Genomic DNA, 22,030 nt, shown 5'->3' with positions numbered 1-22,030 from the left:
GACGCTGCCCCGGAAAGGGTCCGAAGAGGGATCACATGTCCCACCGGCAACTCAGCATTCGCAAAAGGTGCGAGAACATTCTCGGCCATCTGGATCTGACCCATCCGTTCTCCCTCGACGTCCTGTGCGCGCGGATCGCCGAGCAGCGCGGCCGCCCCATCCGGCTCCACCCGCTCCCCAAGGAGGCGGCGGAATCCGGGGTCTGCGGCCTGTGGGTGGGCACGGCCAGCGTCGACTACGTCTTCTACGAGGCGCAGACCACCCCGCTGCACCGCGAGCACATCGTCCTCCACGAGCTCGGCCACATCCTCTTCGGGCACCACTCGCTGGAGGGCGAGGACACCGACGGCAGCGCCCCCGTCGTGCTCGGACGCACCAACTACACCACCCGCCAGGAGCAGGAGGCGGAGATGCTCGCCAGCATGATCCGCATCCGTACCGCGAACGCCGGCCCGCGCACCCCCGCCCGGGACCGCGGCACCCTGGCCCGGCTGGAGTCCGCCATGGGCTACGAGCGGGGCACCGATGGCGGCTGACCTGACCGCCTTCGGCAACTGGCTCGCCGTCCCGAGCGTGGTGTGCCTGTGGGCCGCCGTCCTGCTGCGCGCCCCGGGCGCCCTGCGCTCGCCCCAGCAGCGCGGGCTGTGGCTGGCCGTCGCGACCGCCGCCGCAGCGATGACCCTGAACCTGCCGGACGTCGTCGCCTACGCGATGGACCGGGGCGCGGCCTACGCCCACACCATCGGCCTCGTCCGCAACCTCATCGGGGTGCTGTCGGCGGGCGCCGTGCTCTACTTCGTCGCCGCCGCCACCCGCGGCCGCCGCCTCCAACTCGCCTCCTGCGCCGCCACCGCGGCCTGGCCGGCCGTCCTGGTGGCCCTGGACGCCGCCGCGCCCGGACACGGCACGCACACCATGCCCCCGGTCGGCGATCCGGTGCCGTCCCTCGCGTACTGGCTCGTGCTGATCTCGGCCCACGTCATCGCCAACACCGTGTGCGTGTCCCTGTGCTGGCGTTACAGCCGACGCACCGACAGCCGTGGCCTCGCGGCCGGCCTGCGCCTCTTCGGCCTCGGCACCGCGCTCGCCGGACTGTTCTGGCTGGCCTACCTGGCCAAGGCGCTGTTCGGCAGCACGTGGGCGATGCCCGCCCTCCCGCTGCTGATGAACCTGCACGGCCTGCTGCGCGCCGCCGCGATCCTCGTGCCCACCCTGTTCACGCTCCGCCGCAGCGTCGCCGACATCGCCACCGCCTGGCGGCTGTGGCCCCTGTGGCGGGACCTGGTCGAAGCGGTCCCGCACGTCGCCCTCAACAAGCCGAGGAGCTCCCGGGTGGCGGAACTGCTGTGGCCGCCGGTTCAGCGCGACCTGCTGGTCTACCGCAAGGTCATCGAGACGCGCGACGCCATCCTGATCCTGGGCGAGTACGCCCGCCCGGGCGCCCTGGAGCAGGCCCGCAGCCTCCTCGCCGGCCACGGGATCCCCGAGCAGCGGCGCACCGCGGCCGCGCTGGCCCGCGTACTGAAGGACGCACGGCGGGCCAAGCTCGACGGACTGCCCGGACCCGGACTGCCCGGACAGTCCGGCGAGACGGCCGCGCTGGAACTGCCCGCGGCCATCCAGAGTTCGAACGAAGGCGGGGACCTGGCGGACGAGGCCCGGTTCCTCGTCGACGTCGCCGAGGCCTACACCTCGCCGGCCACCACCGAGGAAGTGAAAGCGCCGTGACCACCGTACTGATCACCGGAGCCAGCGCCGGACTGGGCGCGGCCTTCGCCCGAGGATGCGCGGCCAAGGGCTGCGACCTGGTCCTCGTCGCCCGCGACAAGGACCGGCTCGACGCCGTCGCCGGCGCGCTGGCCCGCGAGTACGGCACCGCCTGCGAGGTGCTGCCCGCCGACCTGCTGGACCCCGCGGACCTCGACAAGGTGGCCGGACGGCTCGCCGACCGAAGCCGGCCCGTGGACATCCTGGTCAACAACGCGGGCTTCGGGCTCCCCGCGCCCTTCCCGTACAGCCCGGTCGAGGACGAGGAGCGGATGCTCGACCTCCTCGTCAAGGTCCCGCTGCGGCTCACGCACGCCGCGCTGCCCGGCCTGCGCGCGCGCCGCCACGGCGCCGTCGTCAACGTCTCCTCGGTGGCCGGACTGCTGCCCACGGGCACCTACGGGGCCGCCAAGGCCTGGATCACCGCCTTCAGCGAGTCCCTCCGGGTGGACATGGAGCCCTACAACGTCCGGGTCCTGGCCGTGGTCCCCGGCTTCACCCGCACCGAGTTCCAGGCACGCGCCGGGATGGACGTCAGCGCGCTGCGCGACGCGGTCTGGCTGGAGCCGGAGGCCGTGGTCGAGCAGGCGCTCAAGGACCTGGCCCTGCGCCGCCCGGTCAGCATCACCGGCCGCCGCTACCAGGCCTACGCCCTCGCCGTCCGCCACCTCCCGCGCACCTTCGTCGCCCGCAAGATGGCCCGCAAGCGCCGCCCCCCGACCCCGGCCGCATGACCGGCCAGGCCGCCGCTACAGTTCGGTGACCTTGCCGGCCGAGACCTGCAGCCGGCGGGTCACCTGGACCGCGTCGAGCATCCGGCGGTCGTGCGTGACCAGCAGGAGCGTGCCCTCGTAGGACTCCAGGGCGGACTCCAACTGCTCGATCGCCGGCAGGTCGAGGTGGTTGGTCGGCTCGTCCAGGACCAGCAGGTTCACCCCCCGGCCCTGCAGCAGCGCGAGGGCCGCGCGGGTGCGCTCGCCGGGGGAGAGGGTCGCCGCCGGTCGCAGGACGTGGGCCGCCTTCAGGCCGAACTTGGCCAGCAGCGTACGTACTTCGGCGGGCTCGGTGTCGGGCACCGCCGCGCAGAACGCCTCCAGCAGGGGCTCGTCGCCGAGGAACAGGCCGCGCGCCTGGTCGACCTCGCCGACCAGGACGCCCGAACCGAGTGCGGCGGAGCCGGAGTCCGGGGCCAGCCGGCCCAGGAGCAGGGCGAGGAGGGTGGACTTGCCGGCGCCGTTGGCCCCGGTGATCGCCACCCGGTCCGCCCAGTCGATCTGCAGGCTGGCCGGGCCGAAGGCGAAGTCCCCGCGCTTGACGACCGCCTCGCGCAGGGTGGCCACCACGGAGCCCGAGCGCGGGGCGGCCGCGATCTCCATGCGCAGCTCCCACTCCTTGCGGGGCTCCTCGACGACCTCCAGCCGCTCGATCGCACGCTGCGTCTGGCGGGCCTTGGCGGCCTGCTTCTCGCTGGACTCGCCGCGCAGCGCCTTGCCGATCTTGTCGTTGTCGGTGGCCTTGCGGCGGGCGTTGCGCACGCCCTTGTCCATCCAGTTGCGCTGCATCTGGGCCCGCCCCTCCAGCGAGGCCCTCTTGTCCGCGTACTCCTCGTACTCCTCGCGCGCGTGGCTGCGGGCCCGCGCCCGCTCGTCGAGGTAGGAGTCGTAGCCGCCGCCGAAGAGGTTGATCTGCTGCTGCGCCAGGTCCAGTTCGAGCACCTTGGTGACGGTCCGCGCCAGGAACTCCCGGTCGTGGCTGATCACGACGGTGCCGGCGCGCAGCCCCTTGACGAACCGCTCCAGCCGTTCCAGACCGTCCAGGTCCAGGTCGTTGGTCGGCTCGTCCAGCAGGAAGACGTCGTAGCGGGAGAGCAGGAGCGAGGCCAGGCCCGCACGGGCCGCCTGGCCGCCGGAGAGCGCCGTCATCGGCAGGTCCAGACCGACCGCGAGGCCCAGCTCGTCGGCCACCTCCTGGGCACGCTCGTCCAGGTCGGCGCCACCGAGGTCCAGCCACCGGTCGAGCGCGGTCGCGTAGGCGTCGTCCGCGCCCGGCGTACCGTCCACCAGGCCCTGCGTCGCCGAGTCGAGCTCCGCCTGGGCGGTGGCCACACCCGTACGCCGGGCCAGGAACTCCCGGACCGACTCCTCGGGCCTGCGTTCCGGCTCCTGCGGGAGATGGCCGACGGCGGCGGTGGGCGGCGAGAGCCGCAGCTCCCCGGTCTCGGGGGTGTCCAGCCCGGCGAGCAGGCGCAGCAGGGTCGACTTCCCGGCGCCGTTCACTCCGACGAGGCCGATGACGTCACCGGGCGCGACGACGAGGTCGAGATCGGCGAACAGTGTGCGCTCGCCGTGCGCGGCGGTGAGCTTCTTGGCGACGAGGGTTGCAGTCATGATGAGGCCGATCCTATCGGCGCGTCGGCCCGGCTCCGGTTGACGGAGGCCCTGTGGTCACACGGTGCGGTCGCCCGGGCACGGTACGTTGCCACGGGCCCGGTGCGGGGGGTGCAGGGGCCGGGCCGCAGCCGTTCGACCGCTCCGGAGGAGCCATGCAGATCGCCGTACTGCTCTACGACCGCTTCACCGCCCTCGACGCCATCGGCCCGTTCGAGACCCTCGGCCGGCTGACCGGCGCCGAGGTCGTCTTCGTCTCCGAACGGCCCGGGCCCGTACGCACCGACAACGGGTCGCTCGCCCTCGTCGCCGACAAGGGGCTCGACGAGGTCACCCGGCCCGACATCGTCGTCGTGCCCGGTGGGCCGCACCCCGAACGGGAGATGGCCGATCCCGTGGTCATGGACTGGCTGCGCACCGTCGACGCCACCACCGCCTGGACGACCTCGGTGTGCACCGGATCCCTGCTGCTGGCCTCCGCAGGGCTCCTGAAGGGACGGCGGGCCACCAGCCACTGGCTCTATCTGGACCGGCTGCCCGAGCTCGGCGCCGAGCCCACCGGCGAACGCGTGGTGTTCGACGGGAAGTACGTGACCGCCGCCGGGGTGTCCTCCGGGATCGACATGGGACTCACCCTGCTCGGCCGCATCGCCGGGGACGACTTCGCCCAGGCCGTCCAGCTGATGACCGAGTACGACCCCCAGCCGCCCTACGACGCCGGCTCGCCCGACAAGGCCCCCGCCCGCCTCGTCGCGCGGCTGCGCGGGAGCGGGATGCCCCGGTAGTGCCGTGACCGCACCAGCCGGTCCTCACGGCGTCCACGTGAACCGCGGAGCCCGGCGGTCCAGGAACGCGGCGACCCCCTCGGCGGTGTCGTCGCTCCCGGCCGCCTGCGCCTCCCAGTGGGCGTCCCGGTCGGTGCGGCCGTCCGCGAACTCCTTGGCCGCCGCCTGCGTCAGCTGCGAACGGGAGGCCAGGACCCGGGTGAACCGGGCGACACGCTCGTCCAGCTGACCCGCCGGCAGCAGCTCGTTCAGGAACCCGGCGCGCAGCGCCTGCTCCGCCCCGATCAGCTCCGCGGAGAAGAGGAGGTACTTGGCCCAGGCCGGACCCACCAGGGAGGCGAGCCGGCGCGTGGAGGACGCCGGGTAGACGATGCCCAGCTTCGCCGGGGTCACCCCGAAGGACGCCCCCTCCTCGGCGAAGCGCAGGTCGCAGGCGGCCGCCAGCTGGCTGCCACCGCCCACGCAGAACCCGCGGATCGCCGCCAGCGTCGGCTTCGGGAAGGCCGCCAGGGCCTCCTCCGCCGCCACGGCCAGGGCCCGGGGGTCGTCGTCCCCGGTGAGGGAGGAGATGTCGGCGCCCGCGCAGAACGTCGACCCGGCCCCGGTCAGGACGAGCACCCGAACGGCCGGGTCGCCCGCCAGGCCGTCCAGCAGCCCGGGGAGCGCCCGCCACATCGCGGCGGTCATGGCGTTGCGCTTGGCGGGGTGCGAGACGACGACGGTGGCGACCCCGTCGGAGACCGTGTGCAGAAGGGCTGCGTCCAGGGCTGCGTCCATGCGCGGGATGCTATCCCGGGCGGTGAATCCTATGATCAGGGGAGTCCGTCGGGGGTGCTTCGGGGGTGCGAGGAGGTGGCACGTCCATGGGTGCAGACCGCGCGCGGCGCACCGCGGCCGGGGACCGGGAAGCGCAGCGGGAGAAGAAGGTCAACCGCAGCTTCGGGCTGATGGCCGTGCTCGGGGTGCTCCTCGTGCTGGCCGGCCTGGTCGGTCTCGTCTACACGGGCCTGGCCACGCTCACCTCGATGTTCCTCTTCGGCTGGCTGCTGCTCATCGGCGGCGTGGTCGGTCTGGTGCAGGCGGTGCAGTCGCGGGGGAGCAGCTACTTCTGGCTCGCCGTCATCGTCGCCGCGATCAACATCGCGGCGGGGTTCGTGATCCTGCGCCGCCCCGAGGCGAGCGCCGAGGCGCTGACCATGTTCGCGGCCCTGCTCTTCCTCACCGGGGGGCTGTTCCGGCTGGTCGGCGCACTGGTGGTACGCGGAGCCAACTTCGGGCTCGCGCTCGTCCAGGGCGCCTTCGGTGTGCTGCTCGGCTTCCTGATCCTCTCCAACTGGCCCGGCAACAGTCTGTACGTGATCGGAACCTTCTTCTCGCTCGCCCTGCTGTTCGACGGCCTGAGCCTCATCGCCATGGGCATGGGGGCGCGGCGCATCCTGGGCTTGGTCAGGGAAGACGAGGCGGGGACGGCGGCAGGGGCGGAGGCCGGCGCTGCACAGGGGGTGCCCGAGGCGGCCGAGAAGCGTCCGGTGGAAGATCAGGAACAGACCAACAACTGACGCTGTCATAAGCCGGCGGTCATAAAGTGTCCGATTGGTGCTGACTTCTGGTCAGCAGCGCGGCCCGCACCCGCCCCTTCCCCACTCTTGTCGCGTGGAGACGATCGAGCGTGAAGACGGGGGCCGGAAGATGGACGCCAGCGGGAGCGGCCCGCAAGCCGAGGAGGGGGCGCCGGGAGCTCCGGCCGACCCCCTCGCCTACGAGGGTGTGTGGAGGTTCACCGCTCCCGCAGTAGAAGAATCCGTTCCGCAGGCCCGCCGGGCCGTCCGGGACCTGCTCGGGCGCCAGGGGGTGCCGGCCCCTCAGGACCTCGTGTACTCGCTGCTCCTGATCGTCTCCGAACTCGTGACGAACTCGGTCCGGCACGCCGCCCTGCTCTCGCCCGAGGTCGCCGTCGAGGTCGCCATCGGCCGCGAGTGGGTCCGGGTGGCCGTCGAGGACAACCACCCCTACCGCCCCAAGGCGCTGGAGGCGGACTACGGCCAGACCGGCGGCCGCGGCCTGCTGCTCGTCCGGGAGATCACCCTGGAGTCCGGCGGCGTCTGCGACGTCGAGCACACCTCGACCGGCGGCAAGGTCGTCTGGGCGGCCCTCCCGCTCGCCGCCCCGCCGACCGCCCGCTGAGCGGCGCACGGCGGGGGAGGCGGGGACGGAGTACGGGCTCCGGGCTACCAGCCCGCCGCGTCGCCGGTCAGCTCACGGATCGCAGGCCGCGCCGCGTCCAGCACGGTCATGAACCAGGCCGAGAACGGCACTTCGGCATGCCGCTTCGCCAGCTCCTCGGCGGTGACGAAGGCGGTGTCCTCGACCTCCTCCGGATCCGGCCGCACGGCAGCCTGCGCAAGTCCCACGAACAGGTGATTGAACTCCTGCTCCACGAGCCCCGACGCGGGGTCCGGGTGGTTGTAGCGCACCGTTCCCGCCTGCGCGAGCAGCGACGGCGACAGCCCCAGCTCCTCGTGGGTCCGCCGGGCCGCCGCCGCGAACGGGGACTCCCCTGGGTACGGGTGGCCGCAACAGGTGTTCGACCAGACACCCGGCGAGTGGTACTTCCCGAGGGCCCGCCGCTGGAGCAGCAGACGGCCCTGCTCGTCGAACAGGAACACGGAGAACGCCCGGTGCAGCTGCCCGGGCGCCTGATGGGCGGAGAGCTTCTCCGCCGTGCCGATGGTGTTGCCGGACTCGTCGACCAGTTCGAGCATGATCGGTTCTTGAGTACCGGTGCCGTTGGACGCGCTGTTCGCGGCGGTGGCTGGTGTGGTCGGCATACCCATCCTTCGCTTCGGACTTCGGCCTTCAGTCTGCCGTACAAAAGAGGCTTGTCCCCACTTCGGAGATCCGCGCATGTCCGCCCCCCGTCCCGTGATAGGTCCTGGCGTCAGAGTCCCGCCTGGCCCGGCAGGTCCTCGGCGACGGGGGGCGGACACGTCACACACCGCTCACGCGCACGTCACACACCGCTCACGCGCGTCAGACTCCGAACGGGGCCGGATACGTGATCGTGCCCGCCGGGACCGGGACGGAACCGTCCAGCACCAGCGCCATCATGGCCTCGTCCGGAACCTCGAAGGGCGCCCGGATGCCGAACCGCGAGGCCGCCACGAAACCGAAGCGCGGGTAGTAGGACGGGTGCCCCAGGACCAGCACCAGGGACTCGCCCCGTTCCCGGGCCGCCGCCAGCAGGGCCCGTACGACCGCACTGCCCGCCCCCGAGCGCTGGTACGCCGGATCGACGGCCACCGGGGCCAGCGCCAGCGCCGGGGCGCCGCCGACCTCGCACCGGGTGAGCAGGGCGTGCGCGGCGACGGACCCGTCCGGGGCCTCGGCCACATACGACAGCCCCGGCAGCCAGGAGCCGTCCGCGCGCAGGGCGTCCACGAGATCCGCCTCCAGCGGGGTCTCGAAGGCCGCCCGGTTGACCGCCCGCACGGCGGCGACGTCCGCCGCGGTCTCCGGCCGGGCCGGCCAGGCGCCGCCGCCACCGGCCTCCACCGGGCGCAGGACATAGCCCGTGTACCCGTACTCGTGCCCGTGGCGGGCCCGTACGGCGAGCTCCTCCCGGGTGGCGGCCAGTGCCCGTGCCATCGCGGGGGTCGCGGCCGGCTCGTGAGCGCGGACCCGTCCGGCGAGCGGGCCGTAGTACTCGTCCCAGTCCGAGCCGGGCAGGTGGTGCACGCCGAGCACCTGGTACCCGGCGGCCTGGGCGGCCGCGATGTTGCGGGCGGTGGAGCGCAGCGGGTAGTACGGGTCCCAGAAGGCGCGCGCTCCGGCGGACGGCTCCCGCGCCGTCCACTCGCACTCGGTCAGCACGAGCGTGCCGCCCGGGGCGAGCAGCCGCTTCCACCGCGCGAGCGCGGTGTCGAAACCGAGGATGTAGGCGGAGCCCTCCGCCCAGACGAGGTCGAAGGAGGCGTCCTCGGCCTCCTCGGCGGGAAGCGCGCCCATGTCCGCCTCGACGGTGCGGACCCGGTCGGCCAGCCCGCGGGCCGCGGCGGCCGTGCGGAGCTCGTCGAGGAAGGGGGCGTGCAGGTCGACGGCGGTCACCTCGGCGCCGCCGCGGCCGGACCCGCCCGCCTCGGCGGCGAGCAGCAGCGCACTGCGGCCCGGACCGCAGCCCAGGTCGAGGACGCGGGGCCGCTCGGGCAGGGGGCCGCACAGGGACAGCAGGCGGCGGGTGCTCGCGTCGGAGCCCGGAGCCTGCCGGGGCAGTCCGTGGTGCAGGGTGAAGAACGCCTCGGTGGCGTCGTCGATGGTGTGGGTGAAGACGGTGTCGTCGGTCAACGTGAACCCTTGGAAGAGGGGCTCCGGCCGATCTGTGGGGTCCCCTCAGCGCATCAGCGCACGCTGGGGGGACGGCGGATCAGGCCCGGCCGGTCGCCCGGAGGAAAGGGGGGATGCGCCGGAGTTCGCAGCGCTCGGCCGCGACCACTGAGACGGTCATCGACCCACCTCTTTCCACTCGACACCTACACGGGCGTGCCCACCGTAACATCCACGCCGTTTGTGGTATCGCGCCGTGATCACCGATGATGATCGCGACCCGGCCCGGAGCCCGGACATTCGGCTTATCGGGGCGTAAACGGGTGATGAAACCCTGCTTCCATTCATCCGATAGCCTCTGCCGACGTGCCGCCGCCCCACGGGCGCGCCCGTTCGGATCCGTCACAAGGAGTGAGTTCGTCTGCCGACCGTCATCCTCACCGGCCTGCCGGTCCCCGGATCACCGCTCGCGGACGAGCTCCGCTCCCTCGGCTTCGAGGTCCGCCCTGCCGCCGGTCCCCAGGACGCCGCCGCCGCACTGGCCGGCGTACCCGCCGACCAGCGGGTGGCCGTCGTGGACACCGCCTTCGTCGGGCACGTCCACGCGCTGCGGCTCGCGCTGACCGACCCGCGCTTCGACGCCTGCGCCGTCACCGGCGCGCTCTGCGTGCAGGCGGGCGCCCGAGAGGCCCTCGACAAGGCCGTCGCCACCGAGGGCGCCCACGGAACCGGCCCCTACGCCGACCGGCTCGCCGCCGCCGTCGAGGCCACCGGGACCGCCGTCCAGCGGCCCGAGCTCGGCAGCCTGGTCGCCGCCGTCCCCGCCGACGCCGACGAGCGTGCTGCGGCCGTCGCCGCCGTCGCCGCCGTGGACGAGGAGGCCGTACGGCTGCGCTCCGCCGTGAAGTCCCGCGACGGGTTCTTCACCACCTTCTGCATCAGCCCGTACTCGCGCTACATCGCCCGCTGGTGCGCGCGCCGCGGCCTGACCCCGAACCAGGTCACCACCGCCTCGCTGATCACCGCGCTGATCGCGGCCGGCTGCGCCGCCACGGGTGAGCGCTGGGGCTATGTCGCGGCCGGTGTGCTGCTCATCGTCTCCTTCGTCCTGGACTGCACCGACGGGCAGCTCGCCCGCTACTCCCTGCAGTACTCGACGATGGGCGCCTGGCTCGACGCCACCTTCGACCGGGCGAAGGAGTACTCCTTCTACGCGGGCCTCGCGCTCGGCGCGGCCCGGGGCGGCGACGACGTCTGGGGCCTCGCCCTCGGCGCCATGATCCTGATGACCTGCCGGCACGTCGTGGACTTCTCCTTCAACGAGGCCAACCACGACGCCACCGCCAACACCAGCCCGACGGCCGCCCTCTCGGACCGCCTCGACAGCGTCGGCTGGACGGTCTGGGTCCGGCGGATGATCATCCTGCCGATCGGTGAGCGCTGGGCGATGATCGCGGTCCTGACCGCCTTCACCACCCCCCGGATCGTCTTCTACGCCCTGATCGTCGGCTGCGCCTTCGGCGCGCTCTACACCACCGCCGGCCGGGTGCTCCGCTCCCTGACCCGCAAGGCCCGGCGTACCGACCGCGCCGCCCAGGCACTCGCCGACCTCGCCGACTCCGGTCCCCTGGCCGAGCTCCAGGCCCGCCTGCTGCGCGGCCGTGGCCGATCCTTCGGCTCCGTCCACGTCGCCGCCCTCGGCACCGTGCTGATGGCCGGGGCCGCCGTGTACCTCCCCTTCGGCGACCCGCGGCTGATCGCGGTCGCCGTGATGTACGCCATGACCGCCGGTCTCGCCGTCGCCGCCCCCCTCAAGGGCGCGCTCGACTGGCTGATCCCGCCGCTGTTCCGCGCGGCCGAGTACGTGACGGTCCTCGCGCTCGCCGCCAAGGCGGACGTCCCCGGGGCCCTTCCCGCGGCATTCGGCCTGATCGCGGCGGTCGCCTACCATCACTACGACACGGTGTACCGCATCCGCGGCGGCACCGGCGCGCCCCCGCACTGGCTGGTGCGGACGATCGGCGGCCACGAGGGCCGGGTCCTGCTGACCACGGTCCTGGCCGCCGTCCTCGTGGGCCGCGCATCGGACTTCCCCGTCGCGCTCACGGCCCTGGCCGTGTTCGTGGCACTGGTGGTGCTCGTGGAGAGCATCCGCTTCTGGGTCTCCTCCGGGGCACCCGCCGTACATGACGAAGGAGAACCAGCATGATCGGCCTTGTCCTCGCTGCCGGTGCGGGACGCCGCCTGCGTCCCTACACCGACACCCTGCCCAAGGCCCTCGTGCCCGTCGGCCCCGAGGGCGACGAGGAGAGCCTGACGGTCCTCGACCTGACCCTCGGCAACTTCGCCGCGGTCGGTCTCACCGAGGTCGCGATCGTCGTCGGCTACCGCAAGGAGGCCGTCTACGCGCGCCAGGCCGCGCTGGAGGCCAAGTACGGCCTGAAGATCACGCTGATCGACAACGACAAGGCCGAGGAGTGGAACAACGCCTACTCCCTGTGGTGCGCCCGTGAGGTCCTGGCGCGCGGTGTGATCCTCGCCAACGGCGACACCGTCCACCCGGTCTCCGTCGAGGAGACCCTCCTCGCCGCCCGCGGCAACGGCCAGAAGATCATCCTCGCCCTCGACACGGTCAAGAGCCTGGCCGACGAGGAGATGAAGGTCGTCACCGCCGACGGCAAGGGCGTCCAGAAGATCACCAAGCTCATGGACCCCGCCGACGCCACCGGCGAGTACATCGGTGTCACGCTGATCGAGGCCGAGGCCGCCGAGGCCCTCGCCGAGGCGCTGAAGACCACCTTCGAGCGCGACCCGGACCTGTACTACGAGGACGGCTACCAGCAGCTCGTCAACGACGGCTTCACCGTCGACGTGGCCCCCATCGGCGACGTCAAGTGGGTCGAGATCGACAACCACGACGACCTCGCCAAGGGCCGGACGATCGCATGCCAGTACTGACGAGGCTCATCCCCTCGCCCGTCGTCGTCGACATCAGTCGCGGGGCGATGGACGACCTGGCCGGCCTCCTGGCGGACCAGCGGATCTCCGCCTCCGGCAAGCTGGCCATCGCGATCAGCGGGGGCTCCGGCGTGGCGCTGCGCGCCAAACTGGAGCCCGTGCTGCCGCACGCCGACTGGTACGCCGTCGTCGACGGCACCATCGACTCCGCGGTGAAGCTGGCCGACGACATAAAGGGCCGCCGCTACGACGCCGTCGTCGGCCTGGGCGGCGGCAAGATCATCGACGTGGCCAAGTACGCCGCGGCGCGGGTCGGGCTGCCCATGGTGGCCGTCGCCACCAACCTCTCGCACGACGGCATCTGCTCGCCGGTGTCCATCCTGGACAACGACAACGGCCGCGGCTCCTACGGCGTCCCCACCCCGATCGCCATGGTGATCGACCTCGACGTGATCAAGGAAGCCCCGGTGCGGTTCATCCGCGCCGGCATCGGCGACGCGATCTCCAACATCTCGGCGATCGCCGACTGGGAGCTCTCGCACGAGACCACCGGCGAGCCCGTGGACGGCCTGGCCGCCGCCATGGCGCGTACCGCGGGCGAGTCCGTGCTGCGCCACCCCGGCGGCTGCGGCGACGACGAGTTCCTCACCGTGCTCTCCGAGGCGCTGGTGCTCTCCGGCATCGCCATGTCGATCAGCGGGGACTCCCGCCCGTCGTCCGGCGCCTGCCACGAGATCAGCCACGCCTTCGACCTGCTCTACCCGGGGCGCTCCGCGCTCCACGGCGAGCAGGTCGGCATCGGGGCGGCCTTCGCGATGCACCTGCGCGGGTCCGCGAACGCGGCCGGCCACTTCGTCGAGGTGCTGCGCAGGCACGGCCTGCCGGTGGCGCCCGAGGAGATCGGCTTCAGCATCGACGAGTTCGTCGCGGCCGTCGAGTACGCCCCCCAGACCCGCCCGGGACGCTTCACCATCCTGGAGCACCTCAACCTGTCCGCCGCCGAGATCAGGGACGCTTACGCCGACTATGCCAAGACCATCCGTAGCTGAACTGAGGCCCGTCGTCCACCCCGCGGGCGTGAAGGACCGGGTCAGCGGCGAGCACTGGGGCGGGCGCCTCTACATGCGCGAGATCTCCCTGCGCATCACCCGCTTCCTGGTCACCACGAAGGTCACGCCCAACCAGCTGACCTACCTGATGACCCTCGCCGGCGTCCTGGCCCTGCCGGCCCTGCTGGTGCCGGGTGTCTGGGGCGCCGTCCTCGGCGTGGTCGCGGTCCAGATGTACCTGCTGCTCGACTGCGTCGACGGCGAGGTCGCCCGCTGGAAGAAGCAGTACTCGCTCTCCGGGGTCTACCTGGACCGGGTCGGCGCCTACCTGTGCGACGCGGCGGTCCTGGTCGGTTTCGGCCTGCGCGCCGCCGACCTGTGGGGCACCGGCGGTGCCGACTGGCTGTGGGCCTTCCTGGGCACCCTCGCGGGGCTCGGCGCCATCCTGGTCAAGGCCGAGACCGACCTGGTCGGCGTCGCCCGCCACCAGGTCGGCAAGCCCGTGGTCAAGGACGCCGCGGCCGAGCCGCGCGCCAAGGGCATGGCCCTCGCGCGCCGGGCCGCCGCCGCGCTCAAGTTCCACCGCCTGATCCTCGGCATCGAGGCCTCGCTGCTCATCCTGCTGCTGGCCGTCCTCGACCAGATGCGCGGAGACCTGTACTGGTCCCGGGTCGGCGTCGCCGTCCTCGCGGGCATCGCGATGCTGCAGACCGTGCTGCACCTGGTGTCGATCCTCGCCTCCAGCAGGCTCAAGTGACCGCCCCGATGCGGCTGGGCGCCGTGATCATCACCATGGGCAACCGGCCCGACGAGCTCAAGGCGCTCCTCGACTCGGTGGCCGGGCAGGACGGCGACCCGATCGAGGTCGTCGTCGTGGGCCAGGGCGTGAAGGTCGCCGAGGTGACGGACCTGCCGCCGGGCGTCCGCTCCGTCGACCTGCCCGAGAACCTCGGCATCCCGGGCGGCCGCAACGTCGGCATCGAGGCCTTCGGCCCGGCCGGCCGCGACGTGGACGTGCTGCTCTTCCTCGACGACGACGGGCTGCTGGAGCGCACCGACACCGCCGAGCTGTGCCGCCAGGCCTTCGCCGAGGACCCCGCGCTCGGGATCATCAGCTTCCGGATCGCCGATCCGGACACCGGGCGGACGCAGCGCCGCCACGTGCCGCGGCTGCGGGCCTCGGACCCGATGCGGTCCTCGCGCGTGACCACCTTCCTGGGCGGCGCCAACGCCGTTCGCACGACGGTGTTCGAGCAGGCCGGAGTGCTGCCGGGGGAGTTCTTCTACGCTCACGAGGAGACCGATCTGGCCTGGCGCGCACTCGACGCGGGGTGGCTGATCGACTACCGCGCGGACATGGTCCTGCTCCATCCGACAACTGCCCCCTCCCGGCACGCGGTCTACCACCGTATGGTGGCCCGTAACCGGGTGTGGCTCGCCCGTCGCAACCTGCCTGCCCCGCTGGTCCCGGTCTACCTGGGCGTCTGGCTCCTGCTGACGCTCCTACGGAAGCCCTCGGGACCCGCGCTCAAGGCGTGGTTCGGCGGATTCCGTGAGGGATGGACCACCCCCTGCGGACCCCGCCGCCCGATGAGATGGCGTACGGTCTGGCGGTTGACCCGCCTGGGCCGACCTCCCGTCATCTGACCAGCCCGCGTCTGGGAACATGGCGCGATCACGGGCCTCGAGCCACCAGCCTGATGCCCACCTGGCCGCATCTTGAAGACGAAAGTTTCAACTTGTGAGTGACACAACCCACGACGGCGCCCTCGCCACGAGCAGGCCGCCGTCCGCAGACGCGGGGCTCAGCGCCGCGGAGCTCGCCAGGAAGTACGGCCTCTCGGTCAGCGGCGCCCGGCCCGGTCTGGGCGAGTACGTGCGGCAGCTCTGGGGCAGGCGCCACTTCATCGTGGCGTTCTCCCGGGCCAAGCTGGTCGCGCAGTACAGCCAGGCGAAGCTCGGCCAGGTCTGGCAGGTGGCGACCCCGCTGCTGAACGCGGTCGTCTACTGGCTGATCTTCGGGCTGATCCTCGGCGCGGGCCGGGAGATGCCCAAGGACGTCTACGTGCCGTTCCTGGTGATGGGCATCTTCGTCTTCACCTTCACGCAGAGCTCGGTGATGGCGGGCGTCCGGGCGATCTCGGGGAACCTCGGACTGGTGCGCGCGCTGCACTTCCCGCGCGCCTCCCTGCCGGTGTCGTTCTCGCTCCAGCAGCTCCAGCAGCTGATGTACTCGATGATCGTCGTCTTCGTGATCGCCCTCTGGTTCGGCAACTACCCGCAGCTGTCCTGGCTGCTGGTGATCCCCACCCTGGCGCTCCAGTTCGTCTTCAACACCGGCCTCGCCATGATCTTCGCGCGGATGGGTTCCAAGACCCCCGACCTGGCGCAGCTGATGCCGTTCGTGATGCGGACGTGGATGTACGCCTCGGGCGTCATGTTCCCGATCGGGATCTACCTCAAGGACCAGCCGCAGTGGATCAGCGACGTGCTGCTGTGGAACCCGGTCGCGATCTACATGGACCTCATCCGGTTCGCGCTGATCGACGACTACGGCGCGAGCAACCTGCCCCCGCACGTGTGGCTCTTCGCGGTGGGCTGGGCCGCGGTGATCGGCCTCGGCGGCTTCGTGTACTTCTGGAAGTCTGAGGAGCGTTACGGCCGTGGCTGACAACACCCAGGGGCGCGTCCCCACCGTGATCGCGGACGGCGTCCACATCGTCTACCGCGTCAACACCGGCAGCAGCGGCAGGGGCGCGGCCACCGCCGCGCTCAGCAAGATCGTGCGCCGGAAGAAGGGCGACGCCCCGGGCGTCCGCCGCGTCCACGCCGTGCGCGGCGTCTCCTTCACCGCCTACCGCGGCGAGGCCATCGGCCTGATCGGCTCCAACGGCTCCGGCAAGTCCACCCTGCTGCGCGCCATCGCCGGCCTGCTGCCCTGCGAGGAGGGCAAGGTCTACACCGACGGCCAGCCCTCGCTGCTGGGCGTGAACGCCGCGCTGATGAACGACCTCACTGGCGAGCGCAACATCGTCCTCGGCGGTCTCGCCATGGGGATGAGCCGCGAGCAGATCAGGCAGCGTTACCAGAGCATCGTCGACTTCTCGGGCATCAACGAGAAGGGCGATTTCGTCTCCCTGCCGATGCGCACCTACTCCTCCGGCATGGCGGCGCGACTGCGGTTCTCCATCGCGGCGGCCAAGGACCACGACGTCCTGATGATCGACGAGGCCCTGGCCACCGGTGACCGCTCCTTCCAGGTGCGTTCGGAGAACCGCATCAAGGAACTCCGGGAGAAGGCCGGCACGGTCTTCCTGGTCAGCCACAACAACAAGTCGATCCGGGACACCTGCGACCGGGTGCTGTGGCTGGAGAAGGGCGAGCTCCTGATGGACGGGCCGACGGAGGAAGTCGTCTCGGCGTACGAGAAGGCCACCAACGGCTGACCTCCGGGTCGCGCGGACCCCCTCCGAGGCGCCTCTCCGCTTCGCCGAAGGCCCCCGCCGCAGAGCGGCGGGGGCCTTAAGGTCCTGTCTGGAGTTCCCCCGCGGCGTTGCGGTGTCTGGTGCCGCCGCTTCCGGCGTTGTCGTCAGTCGCCGACGCTCCGCGTCGACTCCCTCCTCCGCCTTGGATTCGACGGCACCGGACGCCGCTCCTTCTCCCGCGCCGGAACTCCAGACAGGACCTAAGCGTGCTCCCGCATTACGTCGCATGCGCGTTCTCGTATTGCGCGACGACATTCGGTGGCGCAGCGAATACCCGAGCGGCCTCCGCGACGTTCTACAGCGTAAGCTGATGCGGTCCTGAATCGCGGCAAGAGGGGACGATTCCCCGCAGGTGAACGGCCCCGGGGCGGCCCCGGTAAAACCCCGGCGGCGTGTCCGAAATAGGATGCATTGGGTCGGCAGTGTAGAACGGGAGATGTGACGGCAATGGCTACGGGAATTCTCCGGCCCCCAGGGACGGCGGCCGTCCCCGCCCCGGGCGGCGGGCGGTGAACCCGGGGCACGGCACCCGACCCCTGTCCGACACGGTCCACGTGAGCGCCACCCTCGACAAGGCGACGGCGGAGAACTTCCCCGTCGCCCCCGCCTTCCTGCCCCGCGCCTGGCGCGACGGGCTGACGGCCGTCTACGGCTACGCCCGCCTCGTCGACGACATCGGCGACGGCGACCTCGCCCCCGGCGGACGGGACGCCGTGCTCCTCGGCCTCGACCCGGCCGCGGTCGACGACCGGCTCGCCATGCTCGACGCCTTCGAGACCGACCTGCTGCGCGTCTTCGGCTCCGAGGACGGCCCCCCGCGCCACCCCCTGCTGCTCGCGCTGCGGCCCGTGGTGCGCGCCCACGGCCTGACCCCCGAGCCCTTCCTCGGACTCATCGAGGCCAACCGCCAGGACCAGCACGTCACGCGCTACGAGACGTACGGGGACCTCGTCGCCTACTGCGAGCTGTCCGCCAACCCGGTCGGCCGCCTCGTGCTGTCCCTCACCGGGACCAGTACGCCCGAACGCGTCCGCCTCTCCGACGCCGTCTGCACCGCCCTGCAGATCGTCGAGCACGTCCAGGACGTGGCCGAGGACCTGGGCCGCGACCGGATCTACCTGCCCGCCGAGGACATGCGGCGCTTCCACGTCTGCGAGGCCGACCTGGCGGCCCCGTCCGCCGGCGCCTCCGTACGCGCCCTGGTCGCGTTCGAGGCCGAGCGTGCCGCCACGCTGCTGGACGAAGGCGTCCCGCTCGTGGGGAGCGTGCACGGCAGACTCCGGCTGCTGCTCGCGGGCTTCGTGGGAGGCGGGCGCGCAGCCGTACGAGCCGTCACCGCCGCCGGCTTCGACGTACTCCCCGGCCCGCCCAAACCGACCAAGAGCGGCCTGCTCCGCGAGGTTGCCGCCGTCCTGCGCACAGCGCCGAGAAAGAGGTGAGCCCGACCGTGGAGGGCCCCACACACGCGTCCGCACTGACCGCGGTGTCCGCACCGGTCTCGGCGGCCTACAGCTACTGCGAGGCCGTCACCGGTTCACAGGCGCGCAATTTCGCGTACGGAATCCGGCTGCTGCCCACCGACAAGCGCCATGCGATGTCCGCGCTCTACGCCTTCTCCCGGCGGGTCGACGACATCGGCGACGGCCTACTGCCCACCGAGGCGAAGTTCGCCCGCCTGGAGGAGACCCGCGCCGTCCTCGGGCGGATCCGGGCCGGGGAGGTCGACGAGGACGACACCGACCCGGTCGCCGTCGCGCTCGCGCACTCCGCCCGCCGCTTCCCGATCCCGCTCGGCGGCCTCGACGAGCTCATCGACGGCGTGCTCATGGATGTCCGCGGCGAGACCTACGAGACCTGGGACGACCTCAAGACCTACTGCCGCTGCGTGGCCGGAGCCATCGGACGGCTCTCCCTCGGCGTCTTCGGCACGGTGAACGCACCGGGCCCGGGCAGCTCCGACGCCGCGCGCGCCGCCGAGTACGCCGACACCCTCGGCCTCGCCCTGCAGCTCACCAACATCCTCCGCGACGTCCGCGAGGACGCCGCCAACGGACGCACCTACCTGCCCGCGGAGGACCTCGCCAAGTTCGGCTGCTCGGAAGGCTTCCAGGCCGGCCGGCTCCCCGCCGGAGCCGACTTCGCCGGACTGGTCCACCACGAGGTCCGGCGCGCCCGCGCCCTCTTCGCCGAGGGCTACCGGCTGCTGCCGATGCTCGACCGGCGCAGCGGGGCCTGCGTGGCCGCCATGGCCGGCATCTACCGGCGCCTCCTCGACCGCATCGAGCGGGAGCCGGAGGCGGTCCTGCGCGGCCGCGTCTCGCTGCCGCCGCACGAGAAGGCGTACGTCGCCGTGCGCGGCCTGTCCGGCCTCGACGCGCGGACCGTCTCCCGCCAGGCCGTCCGGAGGCGGATGTGACGATCCGGACGAAGGCGTTCCCGCCGCGCGCCGCCACCGCCCGACGGCGGTCCGGCACCGGCCGCCGGCACTCCACGGCCCTGCCGACCGTGATCCCGGCCGGCGGGCTGTCCGGCGCTCCGGGGACGCCCCCGAGCGCCCACCCGGCGTGCGCCGGCGGCGCCCGGCGTACGGGCGCGGCGCGCCGCCCCGGCCGCGCGCCGGCCGGGGCAACCACGCCGACGGCGGGCGCGTCCCTTCCTGCGGACCGAGGCCTGCCGACCGGCCCGGAGGGGGTCCGCATCACGGGGGAGGGCGCATGACGGGTACCGACCAGCACGCCGTCGTCGTCGGCGGCGGACTCGCCGGGGTCACGACCGCCCTCGAACTCGCCGACGCGGGACTGCGCGTCACCCTGCTCGAAGGCCGCCCCCGGCTCGGCGGGCTCGCCTTCTCCTTCAAGCGCGGCGACCTCGACGTCGACAACGGCCAGCACGTCTACCTGCGGTGCTGCACGGCCTACCGGTGGTTCCTCGACCGCATCGGCGGCGCAGCCCTCGCCCCCCTCCAGGACCGGCTCGACGTACCCGTCCTCGACGTCGCCCACCCCGGCGGGCCGCGCCTGGGACGGCTGCGCCGCGGCGGCCTGCCCGTGCCCCTGCACCTCGCCGGGGCACTGGCACGCTACCCCCACATGTCGCTCGCCGAGCGCGCGAGCGTGGGCCGCGCCGCCCTCGCGCTGCGCCGCCTCGACCCGGCGGACCCCGCGCTGGACGGACTGGACTTCGCCACCTGGCTCGGCCGCTACGGGCAGTCCGCCCGCACCATCGAGGCCCTGTGGGACCTCGTCGGCGTCGCCACCCTCAACGCCCCCGCCGCACACTCCTCGCTGGGCCTGGCCGCCATGGTCTTCAAGACCGGCCTGCTCTCCGAGAAGAGCGCCGCCGACATCGGCTGGGCCCACGTCCCGCTCGGCGTCCTGCACGACACCCTCGCCCGCAAGCAGCTCGACGCGGCCGGGGTACGGACCGAGCTGCGCACCCGCGTCACCGCCGTGACCCGCACCCCCGAGGGCTCCTGGCGCGTCGACACCGAGGAGGAGTCCCTCGAAGCGGGCACCGTCGTCCTCGCCGTACCGCAGCGCGAGGCGCACGGGCTGCTGCCCGCCGGCGCCCTCGCCGACCCCGACAAGCTCCTCGACATCGGCACCGCGCCGATCCTGAACGTCCACGTCGTCTACGACCGCAAGGTGCTCAAGCAGCCCTTCTTCGCCGCACTCGGCTCCCCGGTCCAGTGGGTCTTCGACCGTACCGACTCCTCCGGACTCCCCGACGGCGGCCAGTACCTGGCACTGTCCCAGTCCGCCGCCCAGGACGACATCGACGAGCCCGTCTCGGTGCTGCGCGCCAAGTACCTGCCCGAGCTGGAACGACTGCTGCCCGCAGCGCGAGGTGCCAAGGTACGGGACTTCTTCGTCACCCGGGAGCGGACGGCGACCTTCGCGCCCACGCCCGGCGTCGGCCGGCTGAGGCCCGGCGCGCGGACCGACACGCCGGGGCTCTACCTGGCCGGTGCGTGGACTGCCACGGGTTGGCCCGCGACCATGGAGGGCGCCGTCCGGAGCGGACTGAGCGCGGCGCAGGCCGCACTCGCCGCACTCGGCCGCCACCGCGAACATCCTCTGCAGGAGGCGGCATGACGACCACCACCACCGGCGCGGCCGGCACCACCAGCACCACGAGCACAGCACGTACAGGAACAAGAGGAGAGCCAGTGAACCCGGGGAATCCGGCTGTCGAGAACACGGATGCCAGTGTGGGCACAGCCGGAAGGGGCGTGGAGAAGGCGGACACCGTCGCCCTCCTGGAACGCGGCCGTACGCTGTCGACCCCCGCCCTCCGCGACGCCGTGGACCGGCTCGCCGCGCCCATGGACACCGTCGCCGCCTACCACTTCGGCTGGATCGACGCCCACGGCCACCCGGCCGACGGCGACGGCGGCAAGGCCGTGCGCCCCGCCCTCGCCCTGCTCTCCGCCGAGGCGGCGGGCGCCGCACCGGAGGTCGGCATCCCCGGCGCCGTCGCCGTCGAGCTCGTGCACAACTTCTCGCTGCTCCACGACGACCTGATGGACGGCGACGAGCAGCGCCGCCACCGCGACACCGTCTGGAAGGTGCACGGGCCGGCCCTCGCGATCCTCGTCGGCGACGCGCTCTTCGCCCTCGCCAACGAGATCCTGCTGGAACTCGGCACCGTCGAGGCGGGCCGCGCGACCCGCCGGCTGACCACCGCCAGCCGCAAGCTCATCGACGGCCAGGCACAGGACATCTCCTACGAGCACCGCGAGCGCGTCAGCGTCGAGGAGTGCCTGGAGATGGAGGGCAACAAGACCGGCGCGCTGCTCGCCTGCGCGGTCTCCATCGGCGCGGTGCTCGGCGGCGCGGACGACCGTACGGCCGACAAGCTGGAGGAGTACGGCTACCACCTCGGCCTCGCCTTCCAGGCGGTCGACGACCTCCTCGGCATCTGGGGAGACCCGGAGTCCACCGGCAAGCAGACCTGGAGCGACCTGCGCCAGCGCAAGAAGTCCCTGCCGGTCGTCGCCGCCCTCGCCGCGGGCGGGCCGGCCTCCGAGCGGCTCGCCGAGCTGCTCGCCGCCGACGCCAAGAGCAGCGACTTCGCGAACTTCTCGGAGGAGGAGTTCGCGGCCCGCGCGGCGCTCATCGAGGAGGCCGGCGGCCGTCAGTGGACCGCGGACGAGGCGCGCCGCCAGCACGCCGTCGCCATCCGCGCCCTGGACGACGTCGACATGCCGCAGCGGGTCCGCGAACAGCTCGTGGACCTCGCCGACTTCGTCGTCGTACGCAAGAGGTGACCGCCACCCG

Annotated in this window: 22 protein-coding genes; 17 read left to right on the top strand and 5 right to left on the bottom strand. The window is 72.6% G+C overall.

What is annotated here, in order from left to right; translation table 11 throughout:
* Positions 1-35: 35 nt before the first annotated feature.
* Genes ACFWFZ_RS14460 through ACFWFZ_RS14450 form a run of 3 tightly spaced genes read left to right on the top strand, consistent with a single transcriptional unit; the run spans position 36 to position 2,501 of the window.
* Positions 36-536, top strand: coding sequence for a hypothetical protein (locus ACFWFZ_RS14460; protein WP_387121711.1), 501 nt, complete (start codon positions 36-38; stop codon positions 534-536).
* Complete coding sequence (locus ACFWFZ_RS14455) at positions 526-1,728, top strand: MAB_1171c family putative transporter (protein WP_387121708.1); 1,203 nt, start codon at positions 526-528, stop codon at positions 1,726-1,728. Before ACFWFZ_RS14460 ends, ACFWFZ_RS14455 begins: the two co-directional genes overlap by 11 nt.
* Positions 1,725-2,501, top strand: coding sequence for an SDR family NAD(P)-dependent oxidoreductase (locus tag ACFWFZ_RS14450; RefSeq protein WP_387121705.1), 777 nt, complete (start codon positions 1,725-1,727; stop codon positions 2,499-2,501). Before ACFWFZ_RS14455 ends, ACFWFZ_RS14450 begins: the two co-directional genes overlap by 4 nt.
* 15 nt (positions 2,502-2,516) lie before the next feature.
* Here ACFWFZ_RS14450 and ACFWFZ_RS14445 read toward each other — a convergent pair whose 3' ends face one another.
* Positions 2,517-4,154, bottom strand: a complete 1,638-nt coding sequence (locus ACFWFZ_RS14445; RefSeq protein WP_387121702.1) for an ABC-F family ATP-binding cassette domain-containing protein — start codon at positions 4,152-4,154, stop codon at positions 2,517-2,519.
* 155 nt (positions 4,155-4,309) lie between these two features.
* On the opposite strand from ACFWFZ_RS14445, the gene ACFWFZ_RS14440 reads away from it, so the two are divergent.
* Positions 4,310-4,939: a DJ-1/PfpI family protein gene (locus tag ACFWFZ_RS14440; protein WP_387121699.1), complete on the top strand. Its 630-nt coding sequence runs from the start codon at positions 4,310-4,312 to the stop codon at positions 4,937-4,939.
* 24 nt (positions 4,940-4,963) lie between these two features.
* Here ACFWFZ_RS14440 and ACFWFZ_RS14435 read toward each other — a convergent pair whose 3' ends face one another.
* A complete protein-coding gene (locus ACFWFZ_RS14435) occupies positions 4,964-5,716 on the bottom strand; it encodes an enoyl-CoA hydratase/isomerase family protein (protein ID WP_387121696.1) in 753 nt (250 codons plus the stop codon).
* A gap of 86 nt (positions 5,717-5,802) precedes the next feature.
* Here ACFWFZ_RS14435 and ACFWFZ_RS14430 point away from each other — a divergent pair, with 86 nt between their 5' ends.
* Both ACFWFZ_RS14430 and ACFWFZ_RS14425 read left to right on the top strand, forming a co-directional pair.
* Complete coding sequence (locus tag ACFWFZ_RS14430) at positions 5,803-6,498, top strand: HdeD family acid-resistance protein (RefSeq protein WP_387121693.1); 696 nt, start codon at positions 5,803-5,805, stop codon at positions 6,496-6,498.
* A 94-nt stretch (positions 6,499-6,592) separates the two neighbouring features.
* Positions 6,593-7,123 carry an ATP-binding protein gene (locus ACFWFZ_RS14425; RefSeq protein ID WP_387121690.1) on the top strand — a complete coding sequence of 177 codons (531 nt, stop codon included), beginning with the start codon at positions 6,593-6,595 and terminating at the stop codon, positions 7,121-7,123.
* A 44-nt stretch (positions 7,124-7,167) separates the two neighbouring features.
* On the opposite strand, the gene idi is transcribed toward ACFWFZ_RS14425, so the two are convergent.
* The 3 genes from idi to ACFWFZ_RS14410 form a co-directional block, all read right to left on the bottom strand.
* Entirely contained in the window at positions 7,168-7,767 is a 600-nt protein-coding gene (gene idi, locus ACFWFZ_RS14420; RefSeq protein ID WP_030899773.1) for an isopentenyl-diphosphate Delta-isomerase, read from the bottom strand.
* A gap of 202 nt (positions 7,768-7,969) precedes the next feature.
* Complete coding sequence (locus ACFWFZ_RS14415) at positions 7,970-9,280, bottom strand: GNAT family N-acetyltransferase (RefSeq protein ID WP_387121687.1); 1,311 nt, start codon at positions 9,278-9,280, stop codon at positions 7,970-7,972.
* A gap of 439 nt (positions 9,281-9,719) precedes the next feature.
* A complete protein-coding gene (locus ACFWFZ_RS14410) occupies positions 9,720-9,857 on the bottom strand; it encodes a hypothetical protein (RefSeq protein ID WP_387121684.1) in 138 nt (45 codons plus the stop codon).
* Here ACFWFZ_RS14410 and ACFWFZ_RS14405 point away from each other — a divergent pair.
* From ACFWFZ_RS14405 to ACFWFZ_RS14355, 11 genes are all read left to right on the top strand, one after another.
* A complete protein-coding gene (locus tag ACFWFZ_RS14405; protein WP_387121681.1) occupies positions 9,834-11,468 on the top strand; it encodes a DUF5941 domain-containing protein in 1,635 nt (544 codons plus the stop codon). The two genes, ACFWFZ_RS14410 and ACFWFZ_RS14405, sit on opposite strands and share 24 nt — an antisense overlap.
* Positions 11,465-12,217 carry a sugar phosphate nucleotidyltransferase gene (locus ACFWFZ_RS14400; RefSeq protein ID WP_387121678.1) on the top strand — a complete coding sequence of 251 codons (753 nt, stop codon included), beginning with the start codon at positions 11,465-11,467 and terminating at the stop codon, positions 12,215-12,217. Before ACFWFZ_RS14405 ends, ACFWFZ_RS14400 begins: the two co-directional genes overlap by 4 nt.
* Entirely contained in the window at positions 12,205-13,266 is a 1,062-nt protein-coding gene (locus ACFWFZ_RS14395) for an iron-containing alcohol dehydrogenase family protein (RefSeq protein ID WP_387121675.1), read from the top strand. The genes ACFWFZ_RS14400 and ACFWFZ_RS14395 overlap by 13 nt, the downstream gene beginning before the upstream one ends.
* Positions 13,244-14,023, top strand: coding sequence for a CDP-alcohol phosphatidyltransferase family protein (locus ACFWFZ_RS14390; protein ID WP_387121672.1), 780 nt, complete (start codon positions 13,244-13,246; stop codon positions 14,021-14,023). Before ACFWFZ_RS14395 ends, ACFWFZ_RS14390 begins: the two co-directional genes overlap by 23 nt.
* A gap of 8 nt (positions 14,024-14,031) precedes the next feature.
* Positions 14,032-14,913, top strand: a complete 882-nt coding sequence (locus ACFWFZ_RS14385) for a glycosyltransferase family 2 protein (protein ID WP_387122010.1) — start codon at positions 14,032-14,034, stop codon at positions 14,911-14,913.
* Between the two features lie 94 nt (positions 14,914-15,007).
* Complete coding sequence (locus ACFWFZ_RS14380; RefSeq protein ID WP_387121669.1) at positions 15,008-15,937, top strand: ABC transporter permease; 930 nt, start codon at positions 15,008-15,010, stop codon at positions 15,935-15,937.
* Positions 15,930-16,712, top strand: a complete 783-nt coding sequence (locus ACFWFZ_RS14375) for an ABC transporter ATP-binding protein (RefSeq protein WP_356811940.1) — start codon at positions 15,930-15,932, stop codon at positions 16,710-16,712. The genes ACFWFZ_RS14380 and ACFWFZ_RS14375 overlap by 8 nt, the downstream gene beginning before the upstream one ends.
* Positions 16,713-17,305: 593 nt before the next feature.
* Positions 17,306-18,190 carry a squalene synthase HpnC gene (hpnC, locus tag ACFWFZ_RS14370; RefSeq protein WP_387121665.1) on the top strand — a complete coding sequence of 295 codons (885 nt, stop codon included), beginning with the start codon at positions 17,306-17,308 and terminating at the stop codon, positions 18,188-18,190.
* Positions 18,187-19,167: a presqualene diphosphate synthase HpnD gene (gene hpnD, locus ACFWFZ_RS14365; protein ID WP_387121662.1), complete on the top strand. Its 981-nt coding sequence runs from the start codon at positions 18,187-18,189 to the stop codon at positions 19,165-19,167. Before hpnC ends, hpnD begins: the two co-directional genes overlap by 4 nt.
* Before the next feature lie 298 nt (positions 19,168-19,465).
* On the top strand, positions 19,466-20,845 hold the full coding sequence (hpnE, locus tag ACFWFZ_RS14360) for a hydroxysqualene dehydroxylase HpnE (protein ID WP_387121659.1): 1,380 nt from the start codon (positions 19,466-19,468) through the stop codon (positions 20,843-20,845).
* 74 nt (positions 20,846-20,919) lie between these two features.
* The gene (locus ACFWFZ_RS14355) at positions 20,920-22,020 is read left to right on the top strand and encodes a polyprenyl synthetase family protein (RefSeq protein ID WP_387121656.1); all 1,101 of its coding nucleotides are present in this window, start codon (positions 20,920-20,922) and stop codon (positions 22,018-22,020) included.
* Positions 22,021-22,030 lie beyond the last annotated feature (10 nt).

The organism is Streptomyces sp. NPDC060232 (genome assembly GCF_042726555.1).
In the GTDB taxonomy this organism is placed as follows: Bacteria; Actinomycetota; Actinomycetes; order Streptomycetales; family Streptomycetaceae; genus Streptomyces.
This window is presented reverse-complemented; position numbering and strand designations above follow the sequence as displayed.